The organism is Thiocapsa sp. (assembly GCF_018399035.1).
Taxonomy (GTDB): Bacteria; Pseudomonadota; Gammaproteobacteria; order Chromatiales; family Chromatiaceae; genus Thiocapsa.
The window spans coordinates 1,080,174-1,106,344 of record NZ_CP073760.1 but is presented as its reverse complement, the minus strand read 5'-3'; the positions used below and the strand labels follow the sequence as shown (position 1 = coordinate 1,106,344).

The 26,171-nt window shown below is 63.4% G+C and carries 28 protein-coding genes, 1 tRNA gene and 1 pseudogene; 17 read left to right on the top strand and 13 right to left on the bottom strand.

What is annotated here, in order from left to right:
• The first annotated feature begins 9 nt into the window (after positions 1-9).
• From KFB96_RS05015 to mtnC, 3 genes are read left to right on the top strand one after another with little or no spacing between them, the layout of a single operon-like run.
• The gene (locus tag KFB96_RS05015) at positions 10-630 is read left to right on the top strand and encodes a methylthioribulose 1-phosphate dehydratase (RefSeq protein ID WP_213459506.1); all 621 of its coding nucleotides are present in this window, start codon (positions 10-12) and stop codon (positions 628-630) included.
• Positions 627-1,166, top strand: a complete 540-nt coding sequence (locus KFB96_RS05010; protein WP_213459504.1) for a cupin — start codon at positions 627-629, stop codon at positions 1,164-1,166. Before KFB96_RS05015 ends, KFB96_RS05010 begins: the two co-directional genes overlap by 4 nt.
• 9 nt (positions 1,167-1,175) lie before the next feature.
• Positions 1,176-1,859 carry an acireductone synthase gene (mtnC, locus tag KFB96_RS05005; RefSeq protein WP_213459502.1) on the top strand — a complete coding sequence of 228 codons (684 nt, stop codon included), beginning with the start codon at positions 1,176-1,178 and terminating at the stop codon, positions 1,857-1,859.
• 9 nt (positions 1,860-1,868) lie between these two features.
• Here the strand turns inward: mtnC and KFB96_RS05000 are convergent, their stop codons facing one another.
• On the bottom strand, positions 1,869-2,180 hold the full coding sequence (locus KFB96_RS05000) for a DUF4282 domain-containing protein (protein WP_213459500.1): 312 nt from the start codon (positions 2,178-2,180) through the stop codon (positions 1,869-1,871).
• Between the two features lie 137 nt (positions 2,181-2,317).
• Positions 2,318-2,404 (bottom strand) — tRNA-Leu (locus KFB96_RS04995).
• Positions 2,405-2,521: 117 nt separating this feature from the next.
• On the opposite strand from KFB96_RS04995, the gene rnr reads away from it, so the two are divergent.
• Together rnr and rlmB are read left to right on the top strand one after the other, a co-directional pair.
• The gene (rnr, locus tag KFB96_RS04990) at positions 2,522-4,963 is read left to right on the top strand and encodes a ribonuclease R (protein WP_213459498.1); all 2,442 of its coding nucleotides are present in this window, start codon (positions 2,522-2,524) and stop codon (positions 4,961-4,963) included.
• Positions 4,964-4,965: 2 nt separating this feature from the next.
• Positions 4,966-5,760 carry a 23S rRNA (guanosine(2251)-2'-O)-methyltransferase RlmB gene (gene rlmB, locus KFB96_RS04985; RefSeq protein WP_300971315.1) on the top strand — a complete coding sequence of 265 codons (795 nt, stop codon included), beginning with the start codon at positions 4,966-4,968 and terminating at the stop codon, positions 5,758-5,760.
• A 118-nt stretch (positions 5,761-5,878) separates the two neighbouring features.
• Here rlmB and tsaA read toward each other — a convergent pair whose 3' ends face one another.
• Positions 5,879-6,625, bottom strand: coding sequence for a tRNA (N6-threonylcarbamoyladenosine(37)-N6)-methyltransferase TrmO (gene tsaA / locus KFB96_RS04980; protein WP_213459496.1), 747 nt, complete (start codon positions 6,623-6,625; stop codon positions 5,879-5,881).
• Positions 6,626-6,700: 75 nt separating this feature from the next.
• On the opposite strand from tsaA, the pseudogene KFB96_RS04975 reads away from it, so the two are divergent.
• Positions 6,701-6,949 (top strand): annotated as a pseudogene (locus tag KFB96_RS04975) (IS4 family transposase); the annotation flags it as partial.
• A 111-nt stretch (positions 6,950-7,060) separates the two neighbouring features.
• Here the strand turns inward: KFB96_RS04975 and KFB96_RS04970 are convergent.
• The 4 genes from KFB96_RS04970 to KFB96_RS04955 form a co-directional block, all read right to left on the bottom strand.
• Entirely contained in the window at positions 7,061-8,608 is a 1,548-nt protein-coding gene (locus KFB96_RS04970; protein ID WP_213459494.1) for an ATP-binding protein, read from the bottom strand.
• Between the two features lie 366 nt (positions 8,609-8,974).
• Complete coding sequence (locus KFB96_RS04965) at positions 8,975-9,382, bottom strand: helix-turn-helix transcriptional regulator (RefSeq protein ID WP_213459492.1); 408 nt, start codon at positions 9,380-9,382, stop codon at positions 8,975-8,977.
• Positions 9,383-9,560: 178 nt separating this feature from the next.
• Positions 9,561-9,974, bottom strand: a complete 414-nt coding sequence (locus tag KFB96_RS04960; protein WP_213459490.1) for a type II toxin-antitoxin system VapC family toxin — start codon at positions 9,972-9,974, stop codon at positions 9,561-9,563.
• Complete coding sequence (locus KFB96_RS04955) at positions 9,962-10,246, bottom strand: hypothetical protein (protein ID WP_213459488.1); 285 nt, start codon at positions 10,244-10,246, stop codon at positions 9,962-9,964. Before KFB96_RS04955 ends, KFB96_RS04960 begins: the two co-directional genes overlap by 13 nt.
• A 1,081-nt stretch (positions 10,247-11,327) precedes the next feature.
• Here KFB96_RS04955 and KFB96_RS04950 point away from each other — a divergent pair.
• From KFB96_RS04950 to KFB96_RS04940, 3 genes are all read left to right on the top strand, one after another.
• Complete coding sequence (locus KFB96_RS04950; protein ID WP_213459486.1) at positions 11,328-12,338, top strand: Rpn family recombination-promoting nuclease/putative transposase; 1,011 nt, start codon at positions 11,328-11,330, stop codon at positions 12,336-12,338.
• 1,224 nt (positions 12,339-13,562) lie between these two features.
• Positions 13,563-13,925, top strand: a complete 363-nt coding sequence (locus tag KFB96_RS04945; RefSeq protein WP_213501782.1) for a hypothetical protein — start codon at positions 13,563-13,565, stop codon at positions 13,923-13,925.
• Positions 13,901-14,872, top strand: coding sequence for a reverse transcriptase domain-containing protein (locus KFB96_RS04940; RefSeq protein ID WP_213501780.1), 972 nt, complete (start codon positions 13,901-13,903; stop codon positions 14,870-14,872). The genes KFB96_RS04945 and KFB96_RS04940 overlap by 25 nt, the downstream gene beginning before the upstream one ends.
• A gap of 304 nt (positions 14,873-15,176) precedes the next feature.
• Here the strand turns inward: KFB96_RS04940 and KFB96_RS04935 are convergent, their stop codons facing one another.
• The 4 genes from KFB96_RS04935 to KFB96_RS04920 all read right to left on the bottom strand — a co-directional run bounded on the left by KFB96_RS04935 (position 15,177) and on the right by KFB96_RS04920 (position 18,351).
• Complete coding sequence (locus tag KFB96_RS04935; RefSeq protein ID WP_213459482.1) at positions 15,177-15,536, bottom strand: HigA family addiction module antitoxin; 360 nt, start codon at positions 15,534-15,536, stop codon at positions 15,177-15,179.
• 12 nt (positions 15,537-15,548) lie between these two features.
• Positions 15,549-15,830, bottom strand: a complete 282-nt coding sequence (locus tag KFB96_RS04930; protein ID WP_213459480.1) for a type II toxin-antitoxin system RelE/ParE family toxin — start codon at positions 15,828-15,830, stop codon at positions 15,549-15,551.
• 394 nt (positions 15,831-16,224) lie between these two features.
• Positions 16,225-16,971 (bottom strand): phosphoribosyltransferase, encoded by a 747-nt coding sequence (locus KFB96_RS04925; protein ID WP_213459478.1) that lies wholly within the window; start codon positions 16,969-16,971, stop codon positions 16,225-16,227.
• Positions 16,972-17,274: 303 nt separating this feature from the next.
• Entirely contained in the window at positions 17,275-18,351 is a 1,077-nt protein-coding gene (locus KFB96_RS04920; RefSeq protein WP_213501777.1) for a cytosolic protein, read from the bottom strand.
• A 387-nt stretch (positions 18,352-18,738) separates the two neighbouring features.
• Here KFB96_RS04920 and KFB96_RS04915 point away from each other — a divergent pair, with 387 nt between their 5' ends.
• Both KFB96_RS04915 and KFB96_RS04910 read left to right on the top strand, forming a co-directional pair.
• Entirely contained in the window at positions 18,739-19,074 is a 336-nt protein-coding gene (locus KFB96_RS04915) for a DUF1902 domain-containing protein (RefSeq protein WP_213459472.1), read from the top strand.
• Entirely contained in the window at positions 19,071-19,313 is a 243-nt protein-coding gene (locus KFB96_RS04910) for a type II toxin-antitoxin system HicA family toxin (RefSeq protein ID WP_213459470.1), read from the top strand. Before KFB96_RS04915 ends, KFB96_RS04910 begins: the two co-directional genes overlap by 4 nt.
• Before the next feature lie 309 nt (positions 19,314-19,622).
• On the opposite strand, the gene KFB96_RS04905 is transcribed toward KFB96_RS04910, so the two are convergent.
• Entirely contained in the window at positions 19,623-21,299 is a 1,677-nt protein-coding gene (locus tag KFB96_RS04905) for a DUF6399 domain-containing protein (protein ID WP_213501547.1), read from the bottom strand.
• A gap of 278 nt (positions 21,300-21,577) precedes the next feature.
• On the opposite strand from KFB96_RS04905, the gene KFB96_RS04900 reads away from it, so the two are divergent.
• Positions 21,578-21,961 (top strand): UPF0175 family protein, encoded by a 384-nt coding sequence (locus tag KFB96_RS04900; protein WP_300971312.1) that lies wholly within the window; start codon positions 21,578-21,580, stop codon positions 21,959-21,961.
• Positions 21,951-22,439: a DUF3368 domain-containing protein gene (locus KFB96_RS04895; protein ID WP_213459468.1), complete on the top strand. Its 489-nt coding sequence runs from the start codon at positions 21,951-21,953 to the stop codon at positions 22,437-22,439. The genes KFB96_RS04900 and KFB96_RS04895 overlap by 11 nt, the downstream gene beginning before the upstream one ends.
• Before the next feature lie 121 nt (positions 22,440-22,560).
• On the opposite strand, the gene KFB96_RS04890 is transcribed toward KFB96_RS04895, so the two are convergent.
• Positions 22,561-23,601, bottom strand: a complete 1,041-nt coding sequence (locus KFB96_RS04890) for a cytosolic protein (RefSeq protein WP_213459465.1) — start codon at positions 23,599-23,601, stop codon at positions 22,561-22,563.
• Between the two features lie 329 nt (positions 23,602-23,930).
• Here KFB96_RS04890 and KFB96_RS04885 point away from each other — a divergent pair, with 329 nt between their 5' ends.
• The 4 genes from KFB96_RS04885 (at position 23,931) to KFB96_RS04870 (ending at position 26,082) form a co-directional block, all read left to right on the top strand.
• Positions 23,931-24,917, top strand: a complete 987-nt coding sequence (locus tag KFB96_RS04885; RefSeq protein ID WP_213459463.1) for an Rpn family recombination-promoting nuclease/putative transposase — start codon at positions 23,931-23,933, stop codon at positions 24,915-24,917.
• A gap of 45 nt (positions 24,918-24,962) precedes the next feature.
• Positions 24,963-25,346, top strand: coding sequence for a nucleotidyltransferase domain-containing protein (locus KFB96_RS04880; protein ID WP_300971311.1), 384 nt, complete (start codon positions 24,963-24,965; stop codon positions 25,344-25,346).
• Complete coding sequence (locus tag KFB96_RS04875) at positions 25,339-25,767, top strand: HEPN domain-containing protein (protein WP_213459462.1); 429 nt, start codon at positions 25,339-25,341, stop codon at positions 25,765-25,767. Before KFB96_RS04880 ends, KFB96_RS04875 begins: the two co-directional genes overlap by 8 nt.
• A gap of 168 nt (positions 25,768-25,935) precedes the next feature.
• On the top strand, positions 25,936-26,082 hold the full coding sequence (locus KFB96_RS04870; RefSeq protein ID WP_213459460.1) for a hypothetical protein: 147 nt from the start codon (positions 25,936-25,938) through the stop codon (positions 26,080-26,082).
• Positions 26,083-26,171 lie beyond the last annotated feature (89 nt).

The window sequence follows — 26,171 nt, the reverse complement described above, 5'->3', positions numbered from 1 at the left end:
AGAACCGAGATGGTCGATCCCGAGGTCTTCAAACAGCGCGCCGCCGAGCTGATCGGCGTCGGGCACTTTTGTTTTTCACGCGGATGGCTGCCGGCGACCTCCGGCAACCTCTCCGCGCGTCTGGATGCGAGCCGCATCGCCATCACCGTGTCGGGGCGTCACAAGGGCGCGCTCGACGCAAGCGGGATCATGGCGATGGATCTCGACGGCAGCATCCTGACCGAGGGATGCCGTCCGTCCGCCGAGACCGAGCTCCATCTCATGCTGTATCGCCGTGATCAGAGCATCGGCGCGGTGCTGCACACCCATTCGGTCAACGCCACCGTGCTCTCGCGCCTGGCCGGCGCCACCCTGACGCTCTCCGACTACGAGGTCTTGAAGGCATTGCCCGGGATCGAGACGCACGAGACCCGGCTCGCGCTGCCCGTCTTTCCCAACGACCAGGACATCGCCCGTCTGGCGGTCGAGGTGGAGCGGGCGCTGAAGCGCACGCCGGAACTGCCCGGCTACTTGATTGCCGGTCACGGCCTCTATACCTGGGGCAGCAACGTCGCCGACGCGCGTCGGCGGATCGAGGCGTTCGAGTTCCTGCTCGAATGCGAAACCCTCACGAGGAGCATGGCCCGATGAGCGAGCTGCGCGTTCACGCCGAAGACCGCCCCGTCCCCGAGGTGGTCTTCCACGACTTCGCCGACATTCGGCGCGAGCTCGGCGCCCTCGGCGTCATCTTCGAGCGCTGGCAGGCCGATCGCGTCCTGGCGGCGGATGCGACACCGGACGACGTCATCGCCGCCTACCGCGGCGATATCGACCGTCTCATGACCGACTACGGCTTCGGCGCGGTCGACGTGCTGCGCATGACGCCGGACCACCCCGATCGCGAGGCCCTGCGCGCGAAGTTCCTCAACGAGCACACCCACAGCGAGTTCGAGGTGCGCTTCTTCGTCGAGGGCAGCGGTCTGTTCTATCTGCACACCAACGGTCGGGTCTACGCCGTAATCTGCGAGCAGGGCGATCTCATCAGCGTCCCCGACGGCACGACCCACTGGTTCGACATGGGTCCGCGCCCGCATTTCACCGCGATCCGCCTCTTCACCAACCCCGCGGGTTGGGTCGCCAACTTCACCGGCAGCGACATCGCGTCGCGCTTTCCACGCTTCGAGTAATCCAACCCCATGGTCAAGGCGATCCTCACCGACATCGAGGGCACGACCTCGAGCCTCGCGTTCGTCAAGGACGTCCTCTTTCCCTACGCGGCGGAGCGTCTGCCCGACTTCGTGCGGGCGCATTGCGAGGATCCGCAAGTGGCGGCGCTGCTCGAGGACGCGGGCGCCGTCGCGGGCGGAGCGATGGACGAGGACGCGCTGATCGCCGCGATGCTCGATTGGATCGCGACCGATCGCAAGATCACGCCGCTCAAGGCATTGCAGGGTCTCATCTGGGAGGAGGGTTACGCCCGCGGCGACTTTCGGGGCCACGTCTACGAGGATGCCGCCCGCCGCCTGCGCGCCTGGCACGGCGCCGGCCTGCGGCTCTATGTCTATTCCTCGGGCTCGGTGCATGCCCAGAAGCTGCTGTTCGGACACACCGACTACGGCGACCTCACGCCGGTCTTCTCCGGCTTCTTCGATACGCGCATCGGCGGGAAGCGCGAGCGCGAATCCTACCGTGCCATCGCCTCCGAGACGGGTCTGTCGGCCGGAGAGATTCTCTTTCTTTCGGATATCCGAGAGGAGCTGGATGCCGCGCGGGATGCCGGGATGGCGACGACCGCCTTGCGCCGCGAAGGCGTCACCGGCCCCTTCGGCGAGCACCCGGTCGTGGAAGATTTCGATGGGGTTCGGCCGATCGCGGACTGATCGGCGGCCTCAACCCCTGACCAAGGCGTCTCGCATCTGCATAAAGGCGATCAGATACTCGAACATGATGCGCCACATCAGCTCCATGAAGAGGAACGCGGCGACGAACAGCAGGATTCCGAGCACGCGCCAACGCAGTCGCGCGGTGGCGGCTAGAAGACCCAGACCGGCGCGATACGCATCGCCCACCGGCTCGAAGCGGCGCATCAGGTACAGCGCCATAAGCCAGGCCGCGACGGGCATGACGACGGCGCCCAGATAGTAGAACACCAGCAGCGCCTGGCGGCTGATCATCGTTTCGAAGGTGAGGAAGTCGGTCATCCGAAAGCACTAAGCCGATGTCGCACCGAGGCATCAGTTGGCTGCGGGAGGGAGTCTACGGGCTTTGCCGCGATCGATTCCGGCACGTCTGCGGCTCGGTTTCCCGTGACTCGGGGTGAGCCTCATTCGAAATGAGATGGTGCCGAGGAGAGGACTCGAACCTCCACGAGCTTTCGCCCACATGGACCTGAACCATGCGCGTCTACCAGTTCCGCCACCTCGGCATGAGGTTCCGGGGATGTCTTGAAGAAGGCCGTCCCCGTAGCAAGGCGCGAATATTAGTGAGACAACCGAAGGGTGTCAAGGCTACACTAACCTTTTCCGAATAAGAACGAGCCCAAGTGACAAGACGCCGAACTCCGACAGCCGCCAAAGAAGCGGACCCCCATCGCCAGCGCGAGGCGAAAAAGTACGCCAACCCCATCCCCAGTCGCGAATTCATCCTCGAAACACTCACCACCCTCGGCGCACCGGCCGGTGTCGACGAGGTCGCCCGCGAGCTCAACCTCACCGACGAGCAGGATCTGATCGCCCTGGAGCGCCGACTTGGCGCCATGGTGCGCGACGGTCAGCTGGTCCGCAATCGCAACCAGGCCTTCTGTCTGGTCAACCGACGCGATCTGATCGCCGGTCGTGTCATCGGACATGCGGATGGCTTCGGTTTCGTGCGCCCGGACGAGGGTGGCGACGACCTCTACCTCTACCCGAAAGAGATGCGCGCGCTGTTTCACGGCGATCGTGTCGTCGTGCGTGTCGCAGGGCGCGATCGACGGGGTCGGCTCGAGGGTGCGGTCGTCGAAATCCTGGAGCGCAAGACCCGCACCGTGGTCGGGCGGCTCTATAAAGAGAGCGGCGTCGGCTTCGTCGCGCCGGACAACAAGCGCCTGACCCACGACATCATCATCCCGAGCGACCGGATCTCGGGGGCGGAGCAGGGTCAGATCGTCGTCGCCGAGATCACGGATCAGCCGACCCAGCGCACTCAGCCGATCGGCCGGATCCTGGAGGTCTTGGGCGACCACATGGCGCCCGGGATGGAGACGGACATCGCGATCCGCGCCCACGATCTGCCGATCGAGTGGCCGGAGGCGGTCGAGGCCGAGATCGCCGGGCTCGGCAGCGAGGTCCCGGACGCGGCGAAGGAGGGCCGGACCGATCTGCGCAAGCTCGCCCTGGTCACGATCGACGGGGCCGATGCGCGCGACTTCGACGACGCCGTTTATTGCGAGCGTAAGCCCAAGGGCTGGAAGCTGCTGGTCAGCATCGCCGATGTCTCGAGCTATGTCGTGCCGGGCACGGCGTTGGACACCGAGGGCTATTCGCGCGGCAACTCGGTGTACTTCCCGGATCGGGTCGTCCCGATGCTGCCGGAGGTGCTCTCCAACGGGCTCTGCTCGCTCAACCCGCATGTCGATCGGCTCTGCATGACCGCCGAGCTCTACATCAACGCCGAGGGCAAGGTCACCCGGACCCGCTTCTTCGAAGGCGTCATGCGCTCGCATGCGCGGCTGACCTACGATCAGGTCGCCGCCATGATCATCGACGGCGATGCCGATCTGTGCGAGAAGCACGCGGACCTGTTGCCGCAGCTGCACGAGCTCTACGCCCTCTATCAGACCCTGCACCAGGCGCGCGCCGAGCGCGGGGCGATCGACTTCGACACCGTCGAAACCAAGTTCGTCTTCAACGAGCAGGGACGCATCGCCGCCGTGGTGCCGTTGGTGCGCAACGAGGCGCACAAGATCATCGAGGAATGCATGCTGGCCGCGAACGTGGCCGCAGCGCGTCTCTTCGAGCGCAAGAAAATCCCGGCGCTCTACCGCATCCATGATCTGCCGAACACCGAGAAGCTGAGCGACCTGCGCGAGTTTTTGGGACAGCTCGCGCTCAAGCTCCCGGGCGGCGAGAAACCCACTGCCAAGGACTATGCCGCGCTGCTCGAGATGGTCAAGGAGCGCCCGGATCGTGGCTTAATCCAAACGGTCTTGCTGCGCTCCATGCAGCAGGCGATGTACAGCTCGGACAATGTCGGCCATTTCGGTTTGGCCTACGATGCCTACACCCATTTCACCTCGCCGATCCGTCGCTATCCTGATCTGGTCGTCCATCGCATCATCAAGCACATCCTGCGTGGCGGGACAGCGGCCGATCTGGACTACTCCAAGATGGAACTCCAGCAGATCGGCGAATACTGCTCGGGCACCGAGCGGCGCGCCGACGAGGCGACCCGCGATGCCGACGACTGGCTCAAGTGCGAGTTCATGCAGGGCAAGCTCGGCGAGAAGTTCGACGGCATCATCACCAGCGTCAACTCGTTCGGCATCTTCGTCGAGCTCGACGAGGTCCATGTCGACGGTCTGGTGCACATCACCGCGCTCGACAACGACTTCTACCACTTCGACCCCATTGGCCATCGTCTGCACGGCGAGCGTACCGGGACCGTTTACCGTCTCGGCGATCCGCTGCGGGTGCAGGTTGCAGCCGTGAATCTCGACGATCGTAAGATCGACTTCGTGCTCGCCGAGCCGAGCGGGAAGGGTGGCAAGGCCGGACAAGGCGGGAAGGGCGGACAGGGTGGACCGGGTCCGCGCAAGTCGAAGCCAAAGCCAAAGCCGAAGGCCAAGCCGACCGCTCAGGCGTTGGATCAGGCCACGGCTCCGGCGCAGTCTCCGGCACCGGCACCGCCGCAGGTCCAGGCCGACCAACCCGCCGAGGGCCCCAAGAAGCCGCGCTCGCGCAACCGACGCAAGCGCAAACCGGCCGGCGCGGCGCCGACCTCCTGACCATGAAGCCATCGCGACGCCCCGTCGTGATCCGTGACGAGGTGCGGCACCCCACGGCGGGGCTGCACCCGGTCGGCGGTATCCACAGCGCGCGCGCGGCGATCAAGTTCGGGAGCGAAGGGGTCGGTGAGCTTTGGCTCGACCGCAGTCGTCGCGACCGGCGCTTGTCCGAGCTGGCCGATCTCGCGAACCAGGCGGGCGTGAAGGTCCGCCAGGTCGAGCGCGACGAGCTCGAGCGTGCCGCCGAGGGTACCAATCACCAGGGTGCCTTGGCCTGGGTGCGTGTTCCTGCGGCCCGCTCCGAGCAGGATCTCGATCTGCTCCTCGAGCGCATCGAAGGCCCGCCCTTCCTGCTCCTGCTCGACGAGGTGCAGGATCCACACAATCTCGGCGCCTGTCTACGCACCGCCGAAGGTGCCGGCGTACATGCCGTCATCGCCCCGAAGGACAACGCCGTCGGTCTCACGCCGGTCGTCTGCAAGGTCGCCAGCGGCGCCGCCGAGACGCTGCCCTATGTCCAGGTCACCAATCTGGCGCGGACCATGGGCTACCTCAAGGAGCGAGGAATCTGGCTCACCGGAACCAGCGGAGACGCCGACACCGAGCTCTATGCCGCCGATCTCACCGGACCGCTCGGTCTCGTCATGGGCAGCGAAGGCACCGGCCTGCGCCGTCTCACACGCGAGCACTGCGACCGTCTGGTGCGTCTACCCATGTGCGGGACGGTCGAGAGCCTCAACGTCTCCGTCGCTGCGGGTGTTTGTCTTTATGAGGCGTTGCGCCAACGACGGGCCTAACCAACGAATGTAGGTCTGATTAGGCGCGCTGGCATGAGATTCGGTTTGGGCGCCGATGTCGATGCGCGCCGTAATCGGACTTCTACGCATGCGGACTGCTGCGAGGATGCCTGTCGGATTACGCTTCGCTAATCCGACCTACGGCGGGGATGTCGGCATGCGGCTCGACGGTGAGTACCTGCATGGTGTTTCCGTCGATCCTCCAGCAGATGTTCAGATCGTAAAGCCGTAGGCCGAACTCGCGCCGCCCGGGGTAGCGCTCCATATAGCCCGGGCGCGGATCTTGGGCGAGGACCTGCTCGATCAGCGCGCGCAGTCGGAGCGTCCCGGTCGGATCGGCTTCGGCAATGCCCTGTAATGCCTCCACGGAGAAGGTAACATCGGCGGCGTCGATCTCGGGCGCCGTGGCGAAGCCGCTTCGGGCTCCGGGGATGCTGTCCGCATAGGGTACATAGGGCTTGATGTCCAGAACCGGGGTGCCATCCAGTAGATCGACGCCCCGAATCGCGAGCGCGAGTCCGCGCGCATCTCTGACGAGTCCAAGCTGCTCGACCGCGGAGATCCCGATGGGGTTCGGCCGATAGGGCGCACGGCTCGCGAAGACGCCGACGCTCTCGCGGCCGCCGAGACGCGGCGGTCGCACCGTCGGGCTCCAGCCGGCGGTCAGACAGTCCTCGTGAAAGACGAAGAGGATCCAGACATGCGAGAAACCCTCGAGTCCCTTGAATGCCTCTTCTCGGGCGAACTCGGGCAGCAGCTCGACACGCGCCTCCGCGGCGCTCACCAATCCGGGTTGCCGCGGGATCCCGAACTTGTCGGTGTAGGGGGAGCGGACGTGGCCGATGGGTGCGAAGGTGAAGGACATGCGGTGGCCTGCGGTCTTTGGGTGGGTCCCATTATGCTGGAGAATGCCGCGAGCCTCCTGCCTGGAACGCATCCCGCGCTCGGCCCCTGCGCGGGCAAAGGCAGCGACGAGCAGACGCTGCTGCGCGAGCTGCTCGACAGCCTCTAAAGCGGAGAGATCCTTCTCGGAGATGCCTTCTACGCAACCTATTTTCTGCTCTGCGAGTTGGTGCGCGGGGGCGTGGACGGGCTGTTCGAGCAGCACGGCGCGCGCAAACGCAGCACCGATTTCCGCCTCGGCGAGCGGCTCGGCGCGCGCGATCACCTGATCGTGCTGAGCAAGCCGAAGAAGCTCAAGCATGTCGTGCTTGCGGCGGTGCATGGGGGAGCTCGGCAGGCTGGTGCATGATCTTTGGATGACGTTTGGTGGTCTGCCCCGGTGGCTTGCGGTTCGCCGCTAAACCGTCTCGACCTCGAACCCCACCAGGGCACGCCGCTCGCGGCTGAATTCGATGCCGATCAGGTGGATGGGTTGGCCGGCGGCGCGGTATTTGTCTGCATAGCCGCGATCCTTGATCTGCTGGAGCGCGCTTCCCTCGGGCGCCAGCTCCACGACCTTGAATTCAAACAGCCAGATCCGGCTGTTGAATTTAAGGGTCAGGTCGATCCGACCTTGATTGGCGGAATCCTCCGGTGTCAGGTCCAGCCCCAGCGCGGCAAGGTGGCTGTAGAAGACGCTGGCATAGAAGCCTTCGTATCGAGCGATCGGGTGGCCGTCGTGCCACTGATGCGGGATGGCTGCAAAGAGCGCCTCGATGTGGGCGCGCAGGGCCTCGAAATCGCCGCTGACCAGCACGTCGTAGAGCCGGCTGACGGCGCGCTCGGCCTGCATGGGATCGCCCATCAGTCCCTTGAGTAGCGCGTCGTTCAACGCCGATTCGACCTCCAGGTTCGGGTACCCCAGGCTGTATTCGAGCCGTGCGCCGATGCGTCGCGAGCCGGTCAAGGTGAGATAACCACTCTGCCAAAGCAATGCCTCGGCCGACATGCTGTCCACGTCGAAGGTCGACAGCAGTGCCTCCGAGGCACGCACGCCAGCCAAATCGGGCGTGAAATAGCCGCGCGTGGTGAGCAGATCGACCAGAAAGGTCGGCGTGCCGGTCTCGAACCACCAGGAGCGAAACTCGCGTTTCTGAAACAGCAACAACAGATCGAAGGGGTTGTAGACGGCCGCCCCCGTCCAGTTGTAGCCGTTGTACCAGTCGCGCATTCGATCGCGGTCCAGGTTTTCGAGCTCCGGCGCAAAGATAGTATCCACATCCTGCTCGGTATAGCCGCAGATCGCGGAATAGGTTGTATCCACTGTGATGTCGTTCAGGTTGTTGAGCCCCGAAAAGATGCTCACCTTGCTGAATTTGCTCACCCCGGTGAGGAAGGCGAAACGGATATGAGCGTCGGATCCCTTGATCACCGAGTAGAGGTTACGCAGCCCGTCGCGCATGGCGCGAGCCGTGTCGCGGTCGCTGAGATGATCGAGGATCGGCTTGTCGTATTCGTCCACCAAGACCACGACACGTTGCCCGTAGTGGGCGTGGGTCTTGCGAATCAGCTCGCCGAAGGCTCCCGCAATGTCGAGTCCCGGATGGACGGCGACCGCCAATGCCTCGCGGTTGATGCGTATCAGATCCGCGATGCGTGCGTCCAGTGCGTCGCGACTCTGCAGCACACCCTCCGCAAAGCTGATCCGGATCACCGGATAGCGTGTGGACCAGTCCCAGTGCGGATGGATCGCCAGGTCCCGGAACAGCGGCTCGTTGCCGGCGAACAGCTCGGCCAGCGTGTCGATCAGCAGCGATTTTCCGAAGCGACGCGGACGCGAGAGGAAATAGTATTTCCCCTCGTCGATCAACTGTCGGGCAAAACCTGTCTTGTCGATATAGTAATAGTCGTTCTCACGGATCTCGCGGAAGGTCTGAATCCCGATCGGCAGTTTGCGGCGGTGCATGGGGGACCTCGGCAGGCTGGAGCGTGATGGGCGCGGCAGCGATTGAGCGACCAGACCTCAGCGTAACGGCTCGGCGATGGCCTGTCATGCGGGGTTTCAACGCCCGACTCGCCCGATTGATCATCCTGGATCAAGCACAAGCCGCCGCCGAGGCGCGAGCCTTGGCGGCGCAGCGAGACACAGAGCCGGGATCGCGTGTCGATGGGTCTCGAAGGCGTAAGCGAAGCGGCCCAAGACGTTTCGCTTTCGCGTCATGACCCGAGGCAAGAGCCGTATGCGGTAATTCCGCACGTACGGATCTGTGCGGGGGGGCGGCGGCGGGTAACCTCCGTCCCTCCCGCGACCCCTGGTTTCAGAGTGCCGCCTTCACTCGGGTTGGGGTATCGCCCGGCCGGAGTCGTTGCAGCGTTGCGCGGTCTCGCCATGGAGATCGTCCATATCGCAGTCGAGTGCGCGCGCAAGGCGCGCCAGCAGATCGGCGGAGGGATTCGCTTTGCCGTTTTCCGCCATCGACAGCATCTGCCGGGTCGTGCCGGAGGTTTCGGCCAAGGCTTGGAGCGTCAATCCGCGATATTCGCGCCAGACCTTCAGCGGGGCCTCCCCCGCCAGCAAACGATCGACGAATGCCGCCGGGAAGGTCTCCTCGCTCGCGGCCGCCTTGGCATCCGCGATGTCTTGGAGCGTTTCCAGTCGCTCCAGCAATGTTTCCCATTCAACGATCGGCAACACGGCCAAGGCAGGGACGCCGTTTAGCTCGATAATTTGGACGCTCATTGATAGACATCTCCCCGTGGTCCGATCTTGACGACCAATAAGACCAGCTCGCCGTTTCGCACCTGGCGTGGAAACCAGGGACGGACCACGGTTTCCCGCGCGAAAAGGGCTCCGACCCCTTTTGGCCCGGCCAAGAAAGTTCGGTCGAGTCGATGGGGGCGCGAGGAAGGGCGTCGGATCATCCGAACGGGCACTCGACCCGCAGGCCGGGGACCTGCTCGAAGTCATCCCGATTGCTGGTCAGCACCGCAAACCCATGGGCAATGCCCGTCGCGGCGATCTGCAGATCATGAACGCGGCCCTTCATCTGGCCGCGCGGTCGCAGGAAATGGGCATACAGTTCCGCGTAGACCCTAGCGACCGCCTCCGTAAAGTCCAGCACCGGCATGCTCCCGATCAGTCCCTCGACGAAGGCCGAGCGTTGCACACGCTGGGCCGCAGTGGCTGCCAAATGGACCCCAGCCAAGAGATCCGAGACGGTGATGGCGGCGATGTAGCCCTCGCCGTAGCGCGCAAAATCCGCCAGGCGCTCCAGCGCGAAGCGCCCGTTCTGCGCATCGATGAAAACATTGGTATCGATCACGAGTCCCATGGCGTGTCCGGAAGATCTCCCGCCCGGCGGATGAGTGCCAGATCGTCAGCCATGGCTCGGTCGTTGGCATCCAACTTGGGCAGGGAGGCCAGCAACTCGCCGAGTCTGGAAATGGGGTAGCCGGCCTTGGCCGGCGGACTGAGCTCGGCGACCGTCTGACTCCCCTTGGTGATGGCCAGCCGTCGGCCCGTCAGCCGCACCCGGTCGATCACGACCGAGAGATTACGCACCAGTTCTGTCGTCGTGACGCTCTCCTTGAGGTCGAATCGCATATCGCCGCCGGGGCCGGATCAGGCCGTTAGGGTTCGTCAAAGAATCTGCATTGTGCGAATAATATGTATTTTCCGCAAGGCTAACAGGCGCGCTCTGCGAAGCGCCCGTTCGACCACTGCGGGCACATCGAACGCACGCGGATCGTCACGCCCGCCGTGTTCTGCGCTGAGGTGCTGTGATCAATGCCGGTTGGTTCTCTGACACCGGAACAGCGCGACGGCTTTGGTCGCTGGTTTGCCCGCGATTTTGCTCGGTTCTCGTCGTTGTCGTTATCGACCGCGATCACGACAACGACTGGGTTCGGTGCTCGACTTCGGTGATTTCCGAGAAAGACCGTCTCTGGCGAGACCGACAGAAGCCACCTCGCCGTAGGCGCGTGGCTTGCCCGCGCAAATGATGGCATGAAGCCCGCCGATGGCGGGATCGGCGAGGGTTTAGCGCCGGGTACGCCGACTTCAGTTAGCGCCGAGCAAAGCTCGGCGTCTCTTGCCGGGTGAAAGTCCCGGTCGGGTAAGGGCTAGCCACCCACCCGTATCGAGTGTTGGTCCTGTTGCGGAGCGGCGCAAGTCGCGAACAAGAGACAGGGCAAGCGTACACAGAGAATCCTGTAGGCCGCAGGGGAGATCGCGCTCCCTGAAGTGCTGGTACAGCTTCGAGATCGCAAACCCGCGGATGGCGACGGGGTACTGAACCCGGAAGCCGAGATGAAGCACGCGCAAGGGCGAGTGTGTGGATGTCCGCCGGAGTCGACAGGCCGTGGCATGCAGAAAGAGAGGCGCCGGAGAACTCGGGAAGCCCCGAAGGCTCCTGTGACGAGGTGAAGCGATGAAATCGACTGAGCTGGGACACGAACGGGTGAAGAGCCCTGCAACGGCGTGCGCTCGGGTGGATGCGTCGAACACGGAGCGCACAGGCAGGCGGGAGAGCGCCGCAAGCCGACGGGGTGTCTTATCGAGCATAGTCGTCTGCGATGGGGAAAGCCCATGACACGGCGAAGGACCCGACGGGAGTACGCAGCCCGCACAGGAAACACGTGCCGGACGAGCAGGACCGGGTCACCACCAATAGATCACCGCTGCCATGGACGAGATCGCCTCCCCCCACGATACCTACTTTCGCGAAAGCTTCAGCCGGCGCGAGATCGCTTTGGATTTCCTCCGCTGCCACCTGCCGGCCGAGCTCCTCGCCGAGATCGATCTCGACACGCTCGATATCGGCAAAGACAGCTACGTCGCGTCCGATCTGCGCACCGCCTATTCGGACCTGGTGTATCGCGTCCAACATCGCGACGGCCCTCTGCGCGTCTATCTGCTGTTCGAACACAAGAGCCGCCCCGAGCACTGGACGCTGCTGCAGCTGCTGCGCTACATCACCGCCGAAGGCGACCAATACCGCAAGCAACACCCCAAGGCCAAGCATCTGCCTCCGATCTACCCCTTGGTCATCTACCATGGCGAGCGTCAATGGCGTGTTCCCCGCGGCTTTCAGCAGCTGGTCTCACCGCTGCCGCAGGCATTGACAGCCTTCGTGCCGCAATTCACCTACGCCTTGGTCGACCTCTCCGCGCGCACCAACGCCGAGATCAAGGGCGACGTGCTCACGCGTCTGGTGCAACTCGCCCTGCGCTGGATCTTCGACGATCAACCCATCGACCGCCTGCGCACGCTGCTGGCGCTGATCGGGCAGGTGCAGGATCAGGACACCGCCGTGGCGATCCTGGAATCCCTGTTGCGCTACTATGTCAAAGGCACACAGCGCATCGAGGAACACGAGGTACGGGAACTGCTCCAACAGTCAACCAACACCGGAGACCCCATCATGCAAACCTTCATCGACCGTTACATTGAACAAGGCGTGCAGCAGGGCTTGCAGCAGGGCGAGCAGCTTGGCTTGCAGAAAGGCTTGCAGCAAGGCGTGCAGCAGGGCGTGCAGAAAGGCGGGGCAGCCATGCTCCTGCGCCTCATCGAACGCCGCTTCGGACCGCCCAGTGAGCAGGTGCGCGAACGCGTCACCCGGGCCGACCCGAACACGCTGCTGCAATGGTCCGATCGGATACTCGATGCCAACAGTCTTGATGAGGTGCTGCACTGATGGCGTCCTGCTGCTCACGTCGGTGGCCTTGATCTGGATCGCCTGATGAGAAAAGGCACGAGTCAAGACCTGACCGTATGCCGTAACAGGCTGATTAACTTGCGGGTTTAAGTCCCGCCGATGGAGTTGCTCGTACACCATTGTAGTGCCCCGGAGCGGCGTTTGGGTAACCAAGGGTCGTGAGTTTCGTGGGTGCAAAACCGCAGGCCGCAGCGCAAGCGAACCTAGAGGTAGCCTCGTCACTTAATCGAAGAAGCCGACCCTGTGGTCAGAAGGGGAAGGCCGCCGCCGGTGGGAAGAGACAACGAGAGCGTCCCATCGATTCTTCCGGGGTAGCAGGGGTGGCATGTGGTGGAAGTTGATCAGTCCCAGTGCGGGAGACCCGTGACGGTGGCGGCGCAGAACCGTCAACCGTGCCGTATAAGGCGAGTCCGAAGTCGACGCGGGCCGTCACGGGAGTCGGAGGGGCTCATAGTACCGTTTGAGGGCCTGGGACAACATAACCCGGCCCGAGGAAAGGAGCCCTACTTTGTGCACGCATCCAAAGCGCGGAGGATCAGGAGATTGCGACCTTGTCGCTAGCCACTCCAATAATGATCAGGACGCTGTGGCGGACGCTTGATTGTCGAGCCAAGCTTGCTGGAGTGCAGCGCATGCTCGGCAGTGACGCACATCGGAAAGCCGTGTACGGGAGAACTGTATGCACGGTTGTGTGTCCAGCGAAGGCTGGCGTGTTCAGCAGGAGACAGTCCTGCCGGGGTAACAGTCAGGAGCCCCGTAGCTTGGATCGCAGGGTGGCGGGAGACCAAGACTCTGAAGCCGATCGACAGCACCTTCCTTGGGGAGGTGGCGAGTCACCAGGCCGTAACAACAGTGAACGCAATGATGGCCTCGACAATGCGTATCTCCGAAGGCCGAGCCTGCAACCGTGGGGCGAAGGCAGCATGGCGGGTCGAAGTCTGACCGAGACGATCCGACCACTTCGGCGGGGTGAGTAGCGACGGCATGGTGGCAAGGGCACGCTAAGCAACTGGAGAAGCCCGTCTCGCCCCAGGGCGAAATCCCCGGAGCAAGGTAGGTCCTATAACCGGCGACACCGGGAAGTGGACCGAAGGCGAGCGGGTGGCGGATGGGCGCGTAGTAGCGCTGAAGCGGGGTAATGTCCGTGGAGCGAAGGCGCCCTACTGTTGGCAATCCTTAAACAAGACGGGAGGCAGGGGCGAGATGACAACGACGCCCATCGATCTGCAAGACCTGAGGAAGAGGATCTACATCAAGGCGAAGGCTGAACCGGCCTGGCGCTTCTGGGGACTCTACGTCCACGTGTGCAAAGAGGAGACCCTGCACGCGGCCTATGCGATGGCGAAAGCGAACAACGGTGCCCCCGGCAGTGACGGGGTGACGTTCGCGGCCATCGAGGCGGCTGGCGTTGAGGCGTTTCTGCAAGGCATCCGGGATGAGCTGGTCACCGGAACCTACCGACCGCAACCGAATCGCCGCCGGGAGATTCCCAAGGGAGACGGGCGCATGCGCGTCCCGGGATTCCCTGCATTCGCGATCGCGTGGTCCAGGGGGCGCTCAAGCTGATTCTGGAGCCGATCTTCGAGGCTGACTTCCAGGATGGAAGCTATGGATACCGACCCAAGCGCACGGCGCATCAAGCCGTGCAGCGCGTGGCCGAGGCGATTGTGAGCAACAAGACCTATGTGATTGATGTGGACCTGGCGTCGTACTTCGACACGGTTCGTCACGATCTCCTCTTGGGGAAGGTGGCGGAGCGGGTCCGCGATGATCAGGTCTTGGGCTTGCTCAAGCGTATCCTCAAGGCCAGTGGCAAGCGGGGCGTTCCGCAAGGCGGTGTGATCTCACCCCTGCTCAGTAACCTCTACCTCAACGAGGTCGACCGGATGCTGGAGCGGGCCAAGGAGGTCACCCGCAACGGACGCTATACCTATATCGAGTATGCCCGTTATGCCGATGACCTGGTGATCTTGGTCGATGGGTATCGCCGGTGGAACTGGCTCGAGGACGCGGCCTGGCGACGCTTGGTCGAGGAGTTAGCCAAGCTCGATGTGCAACTCAATCACGACAAGACACGACGACTGGACCTGAGTCAGGGAGGGGCATTCAGCTTCCCGGGCTTTGACTTCCGCCGGGCCAAGACTCGGCGTGGGGTCTGGGGCGCGCGTTACACGCCACGGATGAAGGCGCGCACCGCGATCCTGCAACGCCTCAAGGACGTGTTCCGCCGCTACCGCTCCCAGCCGATCGATCGGGTGATCGCCCTGATCAATCCGATCCTCAGGGGGTGGGTAGGCTACTTTCGGGTGGGGCACTCCAGTCGCTGTTTCGGGTATGTCCAAGATTGGGTGGAGAAGAAGATTCGGCGCCATTTAATGCGCGCGCGTCAGCGTCAGGGCTTTGGCTGGAAGAGGTGGAGTAGGACGTGGCTATACGAGGTGCTCGGGCTCTACGACGGGTACCGAATCGGGCTGCGTAAGCCGAAAGCGCTCCCAGTGCAAGAGGTCTCATAACCCTGGATGTGAAGTCGGCAGGAAAGCCCGGTGCCGGAAAACGGCACGCCGGGTTTGACGTGGCGGGGGCTGGAAACGTGATCATGGGAGCCGGACTGAGGGCCAGCGCGAAAGTGCTGGAGGTCCCACCGGACCCTAACGTCGGCGCGCCAGTTCCCGACCCTACTGATGAGGGAGGGCTGGGAGTCACAGCCATGTCCTGGCTATTTAGGCACCGCGAAACGAAAGGCGCGGAAACAGATAAGCCACGGCTACCGTAATTGGCGACCTGCTCTCTACTCTACCCTTTTTGGTAGGCGTGCCGTCACCGATGCGGTTCGATGCGCTGTATGAAAGGCGTAATGCGTTCCAAGGTCGCGCCCAGCGTTTGACGCGCTTTCGCCGCATCGTAGTCGGCCTGCAGCCCTACCCAGAAGCCATCGCTCAGGGCGAAGACGCGCGACAGACGCAGCCCGGTATCGGCGCTGATCGCCCGTCGACCGGCCAGGATTTCGCCGATACGTTGTTGCGGTACCCCGACGGCCTTCGCCAGGCGATAAGGGGTAATGCTCAGTGGTTCCAGAAACTCGCGCGCCAGGATCTCGCCCGGCGGGACGGGCGCTAGGTCGCCGTCTGCGACATCCGAAAAATCCAGTTGACCCAAGTCTTCCACGGCAATTGCCATCGTGCGATTCTCCTAATGGTAGTCGACGATCAAAACGTTCCATGCCTGCCCCTCTCGCCACTCGAAGCACAGACGCCACTGATCGTTGATGCGGATGCTGCATTGGCCATCCCGATCGCCGCTCAGGGTTTCGAGTCGATTACCCGGCGGCATGCGCAGATCGTCGAGCGATCCCGCGCGGTTCAACATTGCAAGCTTGCGCTGCGCTTGTCGCATTAAATCGGGTCCCCAGCGCTTCACCCGCTTGCCGGCAAATAGCGCAGCAGTTTCCTTGTCGGCAAAGCTCTTGATCATGCCGTTAGGCTAACGTTACGCATTAGTATCGTCAAGCGAGAGCATTCTGGAGCGAGGGGGTGTAGCGGGGTCGAGCAGGGCGGCAGGCGAGCTTCGTCAACCGTCAGGAATCACGTTCGGGAAACGTTCGAAGACACGATGGCCGGAGAAAACGGCCCGGCCCCCCCTGGAGAACAAATTGGTCCCCTTTTTCGGCGGGACAATGTCCTCCCGTCCGTTACCGCGCGAAGTGACGTGATAGAGTGCACCGGCAAACTCAAGTCGCAGGGGTCTGGCCATGACCCCAAAAATAGCTCGGAAAAGGCATAAGTCAAGACCCCGATTTTTTGACTAGACCCTAAGACCTTGTCATGCCGCGCGCTGCTTGCGTTCGTCGAGAATCTGGCGAGCCAGGTCAACCGTCTCTTTGAGGTGCTGCCTCAGCAAGTCTTCTTCGGATGGTGTCAGCATGTTCGATGCGGAGAAGGTAAAGAGCTTCTGATTCGGTAAGCTCTCCGAATCCATATCCGAATTGTGCGACCCACCATGTTTCGATGTCACCGTGCTTGCTCCTCAGTGCTTGTAGCGTCGATGCCTGCAACGCTAGTTTAGCTGAATGCGGCTTTCCCGTAAGGGCTTGCACATGAACCACTGCGCCTCCGCAGGCCTCGATATAGCCCCGCAGGTTGGCGAAGGTGCCGCCCATGCCGATGAAGTCATCGACGAGGATATAACAACGGCCTGCCGTGACTTCGCCGCCGAAGAGCGCCGAAGATCTAAGCCACCACCACCCACTCGACCCCGTGTGGGCTGCTTTGGAAGTTTGAACGATGTCCGTGGACAGTTCGAAATCAAGTCGGTCGCTCAAACACACAGCCAGCACCGCCGGGATTGTATTCGCGCTCACACCTTCGATACCGTGAACCGGAACAATCACCGGCGAGCGCGCTGCGTACCGGCGCAGACGCTCGACGGCTGCCTCGTCCATCAGTTCCAAGATCAGGCCAACCGATGCCGCCACGCCTCCACCCTTCGCCACGGCATACAGATCATGTTTCTTGACCCGAGACTCTGCCGCATGAATGTCGGCATCCGGGAAGTTGGACGGCCATGGGGCACGCAACGGCAAAGGCTGAAGCGTCGAAGGGAGGCGAGTCTGCATCTTCGATAAAATAGCCTCGATATCGGTCGAGGCAATGCGCCTTTTGAGCGCATCTCGGGCGCTTACGCTCGATCGCCCGCAGCAACCGCTCCGTCGGCTCGGCGCCGGGGTTGAAATCTCCCTAGGACAGACGACTTTGCAGTCGTCCTCTTCCACCGTCCCGACGGCCAACGGCAGAATGCGGCACTGACTTTCCCGATCCGCCCGCCCCCTGATGAGAAAAGGCACGAGTCAAGACCTGACCCCGAGGTTTCCCCGGGGGATTGAACATCCTACCCTGACCCCGCTCGGGCGACCGCGCCTTCATCCTGCCGGCGAGGGGTCTCCCGCGGCATCGATGCGATCGTCCGCGCGTTCAACCTGCGCCTGCACCGCCGTCAACCAGACCTCGCCGTCGTCACCATCGAGCAGCGCTTCACCGAGCTGCTCGAGAGTCTCCGGCGCCCGAATCAGCGCCAACAGCACAGCGGCGCGCTCGGCGACCGCATCTCCGAAGCGGCGGCGAGCCAGGCGCTGGAGCAATGCACGTTCGGATTCCAGACCCCGCTCCAGACCCCTCTCCAGACCCCGTTCCATCCCGCGCTCCATCCCGCGTTCCATCCCGCGTTCCATCCCCTTGCGCATGCCGATTCGCTCGGCCGTGGTGACGTATCGCATCTGCTCTGCCTCTTCGATGGCTTGAATAGCCCGATGGTAGTCGTCCTCCAGCGGCGCGGGCAACGTCATCACCCAGTCGATGAAGGCATACAGACTCAGCACCTCGTCGCGGCTCAGACCGAAACGGTACAGCCGCCGGGTCAGCCCGATCTTGCGATCCAGCCGCGCGGTCGGGTCGCGTTTGGTCGCGGTGGCGGCCAACTGCGCCAGGACGACCAGCGCGAACGGATTGGTACTGGCCTCCAGCTCGGCCGTGCGGGATTTAAAATCCAGCAACTTCACGACCGGAAACACCAGCACCGCCTCGCAGCCCCAGAGGGCATGACGATAGTGCTCCGGGCGCCAGTCGCGCCGCTCATCGGCCAGGATCACCAAGGTCGCGACCGGACGATCGTAACGGTCCATCAGGCGCGAGTGATAGGTGTAGAGCCGCCGCGCAAACCCCGGATCCGGCTCGCCCTGCACCTCGGTGTGGATCAGCACCCAGGTCTCCTCGCCGCCGAGGCGCCAGACCTTGACCAGCTTGTCGACATACCGCCGACCGACCACGGCGCGGCGCGTGACCTTCTGCAGCTCCTTGTCGAGAAACTCGAAGCCACGCGACCAGTCGATGTCGGCCGCGATCGTCGGGAAGAAGAACTCCAGAAAAGGCCGCTGCCAACGGTCGAGCAGATCCTTCCAGGGGGAATCATAATCGTCGCGATCGGCGGTGGGCTTGCGCATGGGCCTCTCCTTAGCGTGTTCGTATCGTCGCGAATTTTACCCGATCGCACACGATAAAGTCTCCGCGTCATCAGCCCACCGCCAAGCGGCATGATCGTGAAGCGCGATCGTCTCCGGAGCGCGGAGCGAGAAGACGTCGACGCCAGCTCTGAATCCCAACCGGCTCCTCAAAAACGATTCCCCATCGGTGTACCATGCCCCCGACTCGCTCGGAGCGTACGCCCATGTCCACAACCTCGGATCGACCGGATTTCCGCCGGACGATCTGGAATGTCAAAAGGAAAGACCTGACCCCGAAGTCCCGAGCCCCGAAGCCCCTGTTGACAGCGGGCATCCTCGGGGTAACGATGAATAACAGACCGTTTCGAACCATCCCGTAGCCCGCCAATGACGACCATCCGTCCCACCGAGCTGAAGGTCCGCTGCTACGCCGAGCGTGAGGCGCCGCGCCTGTGGGTCGCCATCTGTCTGGACTTCGACTTGGCCGCCCAAGGCGAGACCTTCGAGGAGGTCAAACGCAAGCTGGATGCCATGATCGATGACTATGTCCGCGAGGCATGGGACGGCGAAGACCAAGCCTACGCCGACGCGTTGCTGAGTCGACGCGCGCCGCTGCGGTACTGGCTGCGCTTCTGGTGGTTCGGCTTCTGGCGCCATATCCGCCGACACGACGACACCCACCGCCCGTTCAACGGACGCCTCCCCCTGTCGCTCGCTCAATGAGCGGACACTTCCCGCCGCTGACCTGCACCGAGGTCAAGCGGATCCTGCGCACACTCGGTTTCGAGCCCCGCAAGGGCGGGAGCGGCTCACACGAGCAGTGGGTCAAGGATGAAGACGGCCGACGCTACAAGGTCACGGTGGACTGTCCCAAGGCGCCTTTCTCTCCAACCCTCATCGCGTCGATGGCGCGTCAAGCGGGTGTCTCCAAGAAGTCGTTTTATTCCGCGCGCGAGCGATAAGCGATAACGAATGCTGTCGGCGAGGTCGCACTGAATCCATCCGTCTGATGGGCCTCCACTTCTACCGTTAGTCTTCAAGCGGGGGATTTTCCCTATGGGAAGCTCCGACATCCTTGCATCGCCGGCTGAATCCTCGCTTTCGACGTGTGTTCAAAGCCACGAGGCAAGACCCCGATGCCTTTTGGAAGAAGGAACCGACGCTGTCCAATGTCGCGAAGCGACGACACCCCGGGATCGACGACTTGCAGTCGTCCTCTTCCACTGTCCCGACGGCCAACGAGGCCTTGTTCATTATCCCGACCACCGCCCTCATGCCGCGACCGGCATCAGATAGGGCAGTTTCGCCGGACGCAGTCGGCGGCGTCGGGGTCGCGGCGGCAAGGGCACACGCAGGAGAAGCTCCTCGAACAGTGCGGGATGTGTCCGCCCGAAGAAGCGCTCGGCGGCGGTCGTGCCGTCGGGACGGCGGATGTGGAAGTTGTGCACGGCGGTGAGCGCGGCGAGCCTGCGGTCGCTCAAGCGATGACGCCCGTGATGATGCAGCGACAGTTGGCCGTTGCGTCCTTCCACACAGGAGCTGCTGCGTTGGAACAGATCGGCGCAAGCGCCGGCGACCTGTTCGACCCGAGCGCTGTCCTCGGGCGCGAGACGCTGCAGCGGATGATCGGCGCGCCGCAGGACGTCGAGCAACGCGGTACTCGCCGCCTGCACGCGGTGTCGGGTCTCGGCCGCGGTGCTGCGGGCGGCGACGCGCTCGAGGTAGATGCCGGGGATGAGCTGCTCGAGGACCGCCGCTTCCAGCTCCGGGGATAGTGCGAGGGCCTCGACCCTGGCGGTCACGGTGGCGAAGAAGAACGCGAGCGTGGCGAGCCACTGCACGGTCAGGCGCTCGGCCTTGGCGAGGCGTTCGCGAGCGCGCTCGGGCAGCTCGGCGGCCTCGGCCAATCCCTTCAGGCGTGTCCAGACGTCGGTGAAGCGCGCCGCCACGCGCTCCACCGGCTGCGTCTGTCCATCCACCGGATCATACGGGTGATACAGCACGCCGAGCTCGCGGATCAATGCGCGCGCCTCGCTCTGCCGCTCCCGTGCGCGGTCGCGTTCGGCTTCCACGGCGACCAGCGCGCTCAGGGCGGCGCCAATGCGGGTCTCGAAGGCCGGTGGACGCCCGAGCGGGCGGGGCATGCGCGCCTCGAATGCCTGCTGCGCCGCGCGCTCGGCCTCCCAATGCGCCTGCGCGGCCGCCACGCCGGCTTCAGCCCGGCGCACGTCGCGCGCCAACGCCAAGGACGTGGCTTTGGAGACCTCGTGTTGGCCGTGAAAGAGGTCCGGGGAATGATGCGCACGGAGGTCCGTCTCGGCATGGCGACGCAGCGCCTTGGCCTCGTCGGCGGTGCTCTGGATCACCTCCACGGCGAGCCCCGTGCAGGCGTCCTGAAGCGCGGCGGTCCAGGTCGCCGCGGTGCGATCCGCGGCGTATTGCTCCAGGACAATGAAGTTCGACACCGGCTCGATGTTGACCAAGCAGATCCCCGGATGAAAGGTTTCGTCCTCGCACACCGTCACCGCACGCGCCGGCATGCCCTCGGCAAGCGCCGTGCGCTGCTCCGCGGCCACCGCGACCACGGCCGTTTCCAGGGCGACATTGAGCGCGTGCTGCGCGCCGTCGCTGACCCCGACGAAGGCCGACAGTCCGCTCAGCTCCAGGAACTCACTCACCAGCCGGGTTCCGCCCGCCGCCCGCAAGGTGATGCTGAAATGCGCCGCCAACACCAGCCGATGCAACCAATCGATCCCCTCCGGGGTGCGTGCGAAGGCCGTCAAGCCCGTCGGCGGATCCCCGCGCGGAACCTCCCCGCACCAGTCGCGCAAGGTGCTGCGCGCAATACCCATCTCGGTGGCCACGGCGCGTTGCGTCTCCCCCGCCGCCAGCCGTGCTTCGGCCGCCGCGATGTGCTCGGCTTGCTCCAAGCGTGTGCGTCGCGTCATGAGCCGATGCTCCGGCCCGGTCTCGAACGTCCGGGTAGCGCAGCGCCCGCGCTTGGTCTAAAGTCACTCTCGGCAGGATCTTCGAACATCTTTTCGAACCCTCGGTTAGTTTGCACTTCCAAGGGTATGAAATTTCGTGGGTCCTGCCAAATCCCCGCATGCCCATCACCAAGCCATGAACTCGGACTTGGACGGGACTATGAACAACGCCGGCCAACGACATCAACCCCTGGGACGCCCGGATTCCATCCGCTTCCCCCGAAAACGATCCCGCATCGGTGTACCATGTCCCCGACTCGCACGGAGCGTACGCCCATGTCCACGACCTCGGATCGACCGGATTTCCGCCGGACTATCTGGACTATCTGGAATGTCACAAAAGACCTGACCCCGATGCCAGAACAGCCATGACCACCACGATCACTTTTGACTTCGATGCCTCGGCCTTCGGCGCGTTGCGCCTCGCGCCCGGGGAGTTTGCACGCGAGATGCGCATCGCCGCGGCGGTTCAGTGGTATGCCGAAGGCGTCGTTTCGCAGGGAAAAGCGGCTGAGCTGGCCGATCTGACGCGAGCCGAGCTCTTGGAAGAGCTCCGCCGCCGCAAGGTTCCGGCGTGCCAAGTCACAGCCGATGAGCTTGCGGCCGAGATCCATGGCGGATAGACGCTGGGTCGTCAATGCCTCGCCGCTGATCTTGCTCGGCAAGGTCGAGCAGATCGAACTGCTCAGTGCCATGGCAGGGCAGATCGCCGTGCCCGGCGCCGTCATCCAAGAGGTCAGCGCCAAACCAGATGGAGCGCGTACGATTCAGATCCTGGGCGCACTCGAGCCTGCCATCATCGTGGATGACGAAGTCCCGCCGGCCAACATTCTGAGCTGGGACCTTGGCGCGGGCGAAACCCAAGTCATCAGCTATGCGGTTACGCATGCCGCAGACCGGGTCGTGATCGACGACTTGGCGGCCAGACGCTGCGCGAAGGCGATGGGGCTCGCGATCATTGGAACCCTGGGCATCATCGGTCGCGCGAAGGTTGCAGGACTGATCGATCGCGCTGGGCCAGTCATCCAGCGACTGCGGGAAACCGGACTCTACGCGTCCGACGAGATCGTGCAGCGACTCTTGCGCGAGGTTGGTGAGTAGCTGGAAATCAGCCGAGATAGCTGAAATTTCCGCGTATCCTGATCAGGCCCGACCATGAAAGTGCTGACCCCGATGCCCTCAGAGCATATTCATCGGGCTGCCGTCCGAGGCGACCGCGCCTTCATCCTGCCGGCGAGGGGTCTCCCGCGGCATCGATGCGATCGTCCGCGCGTTCAACCTGCGCCTGCACCGCCGTCAACCAGACCTCGCCGTCGTCACCATCGAGCAGCGCTTCACCGAGCTGCTCGAGAGTCTCCGGCGCCCGAATCAGCGCCAACAGCACAGCGGCGCGCTCGGCGACCGCATCCCCGAAGCGCCGCCGAGCTTGGCGCTGCAGCAATGCACGTTCGGATTCCAGACCCCGCTCCAGACCCCTCTCCAGACCCCGCTCCATCCCCTTCCGAATGCCGATTCGCTCGGCCGTGGTGACGTATCGCATCTGCTCTGCCTCTTCGATGGCTTGAATAGCCCGATGGTAGTCGTCCTCCAGCGGCGCGGGCAACGTCATCACCCAGTCGATGAAGGCATACAGACTCAGCACCTCGTCGCGGCTCAGACCGAAACGGTACAGCCGCCGTGTCAGCCCGATCTTGCGATCCAGCCGCGCGGTCGGGTCGCGTTTGGTCGCGGTGGCGGCCAACTGCGCCAGGACGACCAGCGCGAAGGGATTGGTACTGGCCTCCAGCTCGGCCGTGCGGGATTTAAAATCCAGCAACTTCACGACCGGAAACACGAGCACCGCCTCGCAGCCCCAGAGGGCATGACGATAGTGCTCCGGGCGCCAGTCGCGCCGCTCATCGGCCAGGATCACCAAGGTCGCGACCGGACGATCGTAACGGTCCATCAGGCGCGAGTGATAGGTGTAGAGCCGCCGCGCAAACCCCGGATCCGGCTCGCCCTGCACCTCGGTGTGGATCAGCACCCAGGTCTCCTCGCCGCCCGTGCGCCAGACCTTGACCAGCTTATCGACATACCGTCGTCCGACCACGGCGCGGCGCGTGACCTTCTGCAGCTCCTTGTCGAGAAACTCGAAGCCGCGCGACCAGTCGATGTCGGCCGCGATCGTCGGAAAGAAGAATTCCAGAAAAGGCTGCTGCCAACGGTCGAGCAGATCCTTCCAAGGGGAATCATAGTCGTCGTAATCGGCGGCGGGCGTGCGCATGGGCCTCTCCGTAGCGTGTTCGTATCGTCGCGAATCTTACCCGATCGCACACGATAAAGTCTCCGCGTCATCAGCCCACCGCCAAGCGGCATGATCGTGAAGCGAGATCGTCCCCGGAGCGCGGAGCGAGAAGACGTCGACGCCAGCTCTGAATCCCAACCGGCTCCTCAAAAACGATTCCCCATCGGTGTACCATGCCCCCGACTCGCTCGGAGCGTACGCCCATGTCCACAACCTCGGATCGACCGGATTTCCGCCGGACGATCTGGAATGTCAAAAGGAAAGACCTGACCCCGATGCCACACCCCCACCAATAGATCACCGCTGCCATGGACGAGATCGCCTCCCCCCACGATACCTACTTTCGCGAAAGCTTCAGCCGTCGCGAGATCGCACTGGATTTCCTACGCCGGCACCTGCCGGCCGAGCTCCTCGCCGAGATCGATCTCGACACGCTCGACATCGGCAAAGACAGCTATGTCGCGTCCGATCTGCGCACCGCCTATTCGGACCTCGTGTATCGGGTCCAGCATCGCGACGGCCCTCTGAGCGTCTATCTGCTGTTCGAGCACAAGAGCCGCCCCGAGCACTGGACGCTGCTGCAGCTGCTGCGCTACATCACCGCCGAAGGCGACCAATACCGCAAGCAACACCCCAAGGCCAAGCATCTGCCTCCGATCTACCCCTTGGTCATCTACCACGGCGAGCGTCAATGGCGTGTTCCCCGCGGCTTTCAGCAACTGGTCTCACCGCTACCGCAGGCATTGACAGCCTTCGTGCCGCAATTCACCTACGCCTTGGTCGACCTCTCCGCGCGCACCAACGCCGAGATCAAGGGCGACGTGCTCACGCGTCTGGTGCAACTCGCCCTGCGCTGGATCTTCGACGATCAACCCATCGGACGCCTGCGCACGCTGCTGACGCTGATCGAACAGGTGCAGGACAAGGACACCGCCGTGGCGATCCTGGAATCCCTGTTGCGCTACTATGTCCAAGGGACACAGCGCATCGAAGAACACGACGTACGGGAACTGCTCCAACAGTCAACCAACACCGGAGACCCCATCATGCAAACCTTCATCGACCGTTACATTGAACAAGGCGTGCAGCAGGGCTTGCAGCAGGGCGTGCAGCAGGGCGAACTGCAGGGCGTGCAGAAAGGCGGGGCAGCCATGCTCCTGCGCCTCATCGAACGCCGCTTCGGCCCGCCCAGTGAGCAGGTGCGCGAACGCGTCACCCGGGCCGACCCCAACACGCTGCTGCAATGGTCCGATCGGATACTCGATGCCAACAGTCTTGATGAGGTGCTGCACTGATAGCGTCCTGCTGCTCACGTCGGCGGCCTTGATCTTGATTGCCTGATGAGAAAAGGCACGAGTCAAGACCTGACCCGAGGTTCCTTTTTTTCTTTTCCCGGAGCCATGATGGTAAACGTTTCTTCCGATGCGTTGTCCGAGGTCGTGGATCGCATCATTCAAGCCGTCCATCCGGAGCAGATTCTGCTTTATGGCTCTCAGGCATGGGGGCAACCGAATGAAGATAGCGACATCGATCTTCTGGTTGTCCTCGGCACATCCAGCGAGCCAGGTTATCGCCGTGCGCGTGAGGTTTATCGGAGTCTGCGGGGTATCCGTCTACCCATCGAAGTCGTGGTCAGAACCCGTGATGAAATGATTCGTGCGGGCCGGGTTTCAACCTCGTTGGAGCGCCAAGCGTTGGATCGAGGTCGGTTGCTTTATGGATGAGAAAGCGGAACTGATCCAACAGTGGCTCACCAAGGCATGCAACGATCTCCGCTCGGCACGTCGCCTATATTCCGATAGGCCGCCACTCCTCGACACGGCGGCTTATCATTGTCAGCAGGCGGCTGAGAAGGCGTTGAAGGCTTATCTTGCGCTACACGACGTTCCTTTCCGAAAGACCCACTTGTTGGTTCCGTTGCTCGCCGACTGCGAACAGTTGGAACCAGCGTTTATGGAACTGGCCGAGGCGACCGAGGTCTTGACGCCATTCGCAACGGCGTTTCGCTATCCGGGTGATGTCAGCGATCCTGATCCGGCGGATGTAGTCGAGGCCATCGAGCTCGCACAGATCGTCCTCGTCTTTGTCCTCACCCGGATGCCCGATGTTCTGAACGACGATCCTTCCACGCCGGGCCAGCCCTGAAACCCGCCCGCGCCCCCACGGATCGCGGATCGCGGTCCACCCGCTCCGCGGTGCTGGGTGGTCAAATACACCGACGCCCCGTTGCGTCCCCTCATGACTTCCCGACAGATGAAACCCTCGACTGGCTCGATATCGATCCGTACTGCGAAGCCCTGAGATCAACGGCTCATGAGCGAGCGCATTGTCTTTGTCTCTGCTCGGAAAAAGCACAAGTCAAGACCTGCCCCCGATTTCTCGATTCCGCAGGGGGAGCGGACGCTGATCCGCGAGGCGTTGGGCAACTCACCGGAGGACAGCGGTTCGCGGATCACGTAGAGGCCATCCGCAGTCGTCGGACCGAGAATCGCAGACGGGGATGACCTCGCAAGCCGGTTGGTCCTGATGACGCGGTGGGAAATCTATCC

Coding starts and splice junctions, on each gene's coding strand:
- KFB96_RS05015 (WP_213459506.1), top strand. CDS start 10: ATGGTCGATCCCGAGGTCTTCAAACAGCGCGCCGCCGAGCTGATCGGC.
- KFB96_RS05010 (WP_213459504.1), top strand. CDS start 627: ATGAGCGAGCTGCGCGTTCACGCCGAAGACCGCCCCGTCCCCGAGGTG.
- mtnC (WP_213459502.1), top strand. CDS start 1,176: ATGGTCAAGGCGATCCTCACCGACATCGAGGGCACGACCTCGAGCCTC.
- KFB96_RS05000 (WP_213459500.1), bottom strand. CDS start 2,180: ATGACCGACTTCCTCACCTTCGAAACGATGATCAGCCGCCAGGCGCTG.
- rlmB (WP_300971315.1), top strand. CDS start 4,966: ATGAAGCCATCGCGACGCCCCGTCGTGATCCGTGACGAGGTGCGGCAC.
- tsaA (WP_213459496.1), bottom strand. CDS start 6,625: ATGTCCTTCACCTTCGCACCCATCGGCCACGTCCGCTCCCCCTACACC.
- KFB96_RS04970 (WP_213459494.1), bottom strand. CDS start 8,608: ATGCACCGCCGCAAACTGCCGATCGGGATTCAGACCTTCCGCGAGATC.
- KFB96_RS04965 (WP_213459492.1), bottom strand. CDS start 9,382: ATGAGCGTCCAAATTATCGAGCTAAACGGCGTCCCTGCCTTGGCCGTG.
- KFB96_RS04960 (WP_213459490.1), bottom strand. CDS start 9,974: ATGGGACTCGTGATCGATACCAATGTTTTCATCGATGCGCAGAACGGG.
- KFB96_RS04955 (WP_213459488.1), bottom strand. CDS start 10,246: ATGCGATTCGACCTCAAGGAGAGCGTCACGACGACAGAACTGGTGCGT.
- KFB96_RS04950 (WP_213459486.1), top strand. CDS start 11,328: ATGGACGAGATCGCCTCCCCCCACGATACCTACTTTCGCGAAAGCTTC.
- KFB96_RS04945 (WP_213501782.1), top strand. CDS start 13,563: ATGACAACGACGCCCATCGATCTGCAAGACCTGAGGAAGAGGATCTAC.
- KFB96_RS04935 (WP_213459482.1), bottom strand. CDS start 15,536: ATGGCAATTGCCGTGGAAGACTTGGGTCAACTGGATTTTTCGGATGTC.
- KFB96_RS04930 (WP_213459480.1), bottom strand. CDS start 15,830: ATGATCAAGAGCTTTGCCGACAAGGAAACTGCTGCGCTATTTGCCGGC.
- KFB96_RS04925 (WP_213459478.1), bottom strand. CDS start 16,971: ATGCAGACTCGCCTCCCTTCGACGCTTCAGCCTTTGCCGTTGCGTGCC.
- KFB96_RS04920 (WP_213501777.1), bottom strand. CDS start 18,351: ATGCGCAAGCCCACCGCCGATCGCGACGATTATGATTCCCCCTGGAAG.
- KFB96_RS04915 (WP_213459472.1), top strand. CDS start 18,739: ATGACGACCATCCGTCCCACCGAGCTGAAGGTCCGCTGCTACGCCGAG.
- KFB96_RS04910 (WP_213459470.1), top strand. CDS start 19,071: ATGAGCGGACACTTCCCGCCGCTGACCTGCACCGAGGTCAAGCGGATC.
- KFB96_RS04905 (WP_213501547.1), bottom strand. CDS start 21,299: ATGACGCGACGCACACGCTTGGAGCAAGCCGAGCACATCGCGGCGGCC.
- KFB96_RS04895 (WP_213459468.1), top strand. CDS start 21,951: ATGGCGGATAGACGCTGGGTCGTCAATGCCTCGCCGCTGATCTTGCTC.
- KFB96_RS04890 (WP_213459465.1), bottom strand. CDS start 23,601: ATGCGCACGCCCGCCGCCGATTACGACGACTATGATTCCCCTTGGAAG.
- KFB96_RS04885 (WP_213459463.1), top strand. CDS start 23,931: ATGGACGAGATCGCCTCCCCCCACGATACCTACTTTCGCGAAAGCTTC.
- KFB96_RS04880 (WP_300971311.1), top strand. CDS start 24,963: ATGAGAAAAGGCACGAGTCAAGACCTGACCCGAGGTTCCTTTTTTTCT.
- KFB96_RS04875 (WP_213459462.1), top strand. CDS start 25,339: ATGGATGAGAAAGCGGAACTGATCCAACAGTGGCTCACCAAGGCATGC.
- KFB96_RS04870 (WP_213459460.1), top strand. CDS start 25,936: ATGAGCGAGCGCATTGTCTTTGTCTCTGCTCGGAAAAAGCACAAGTCA.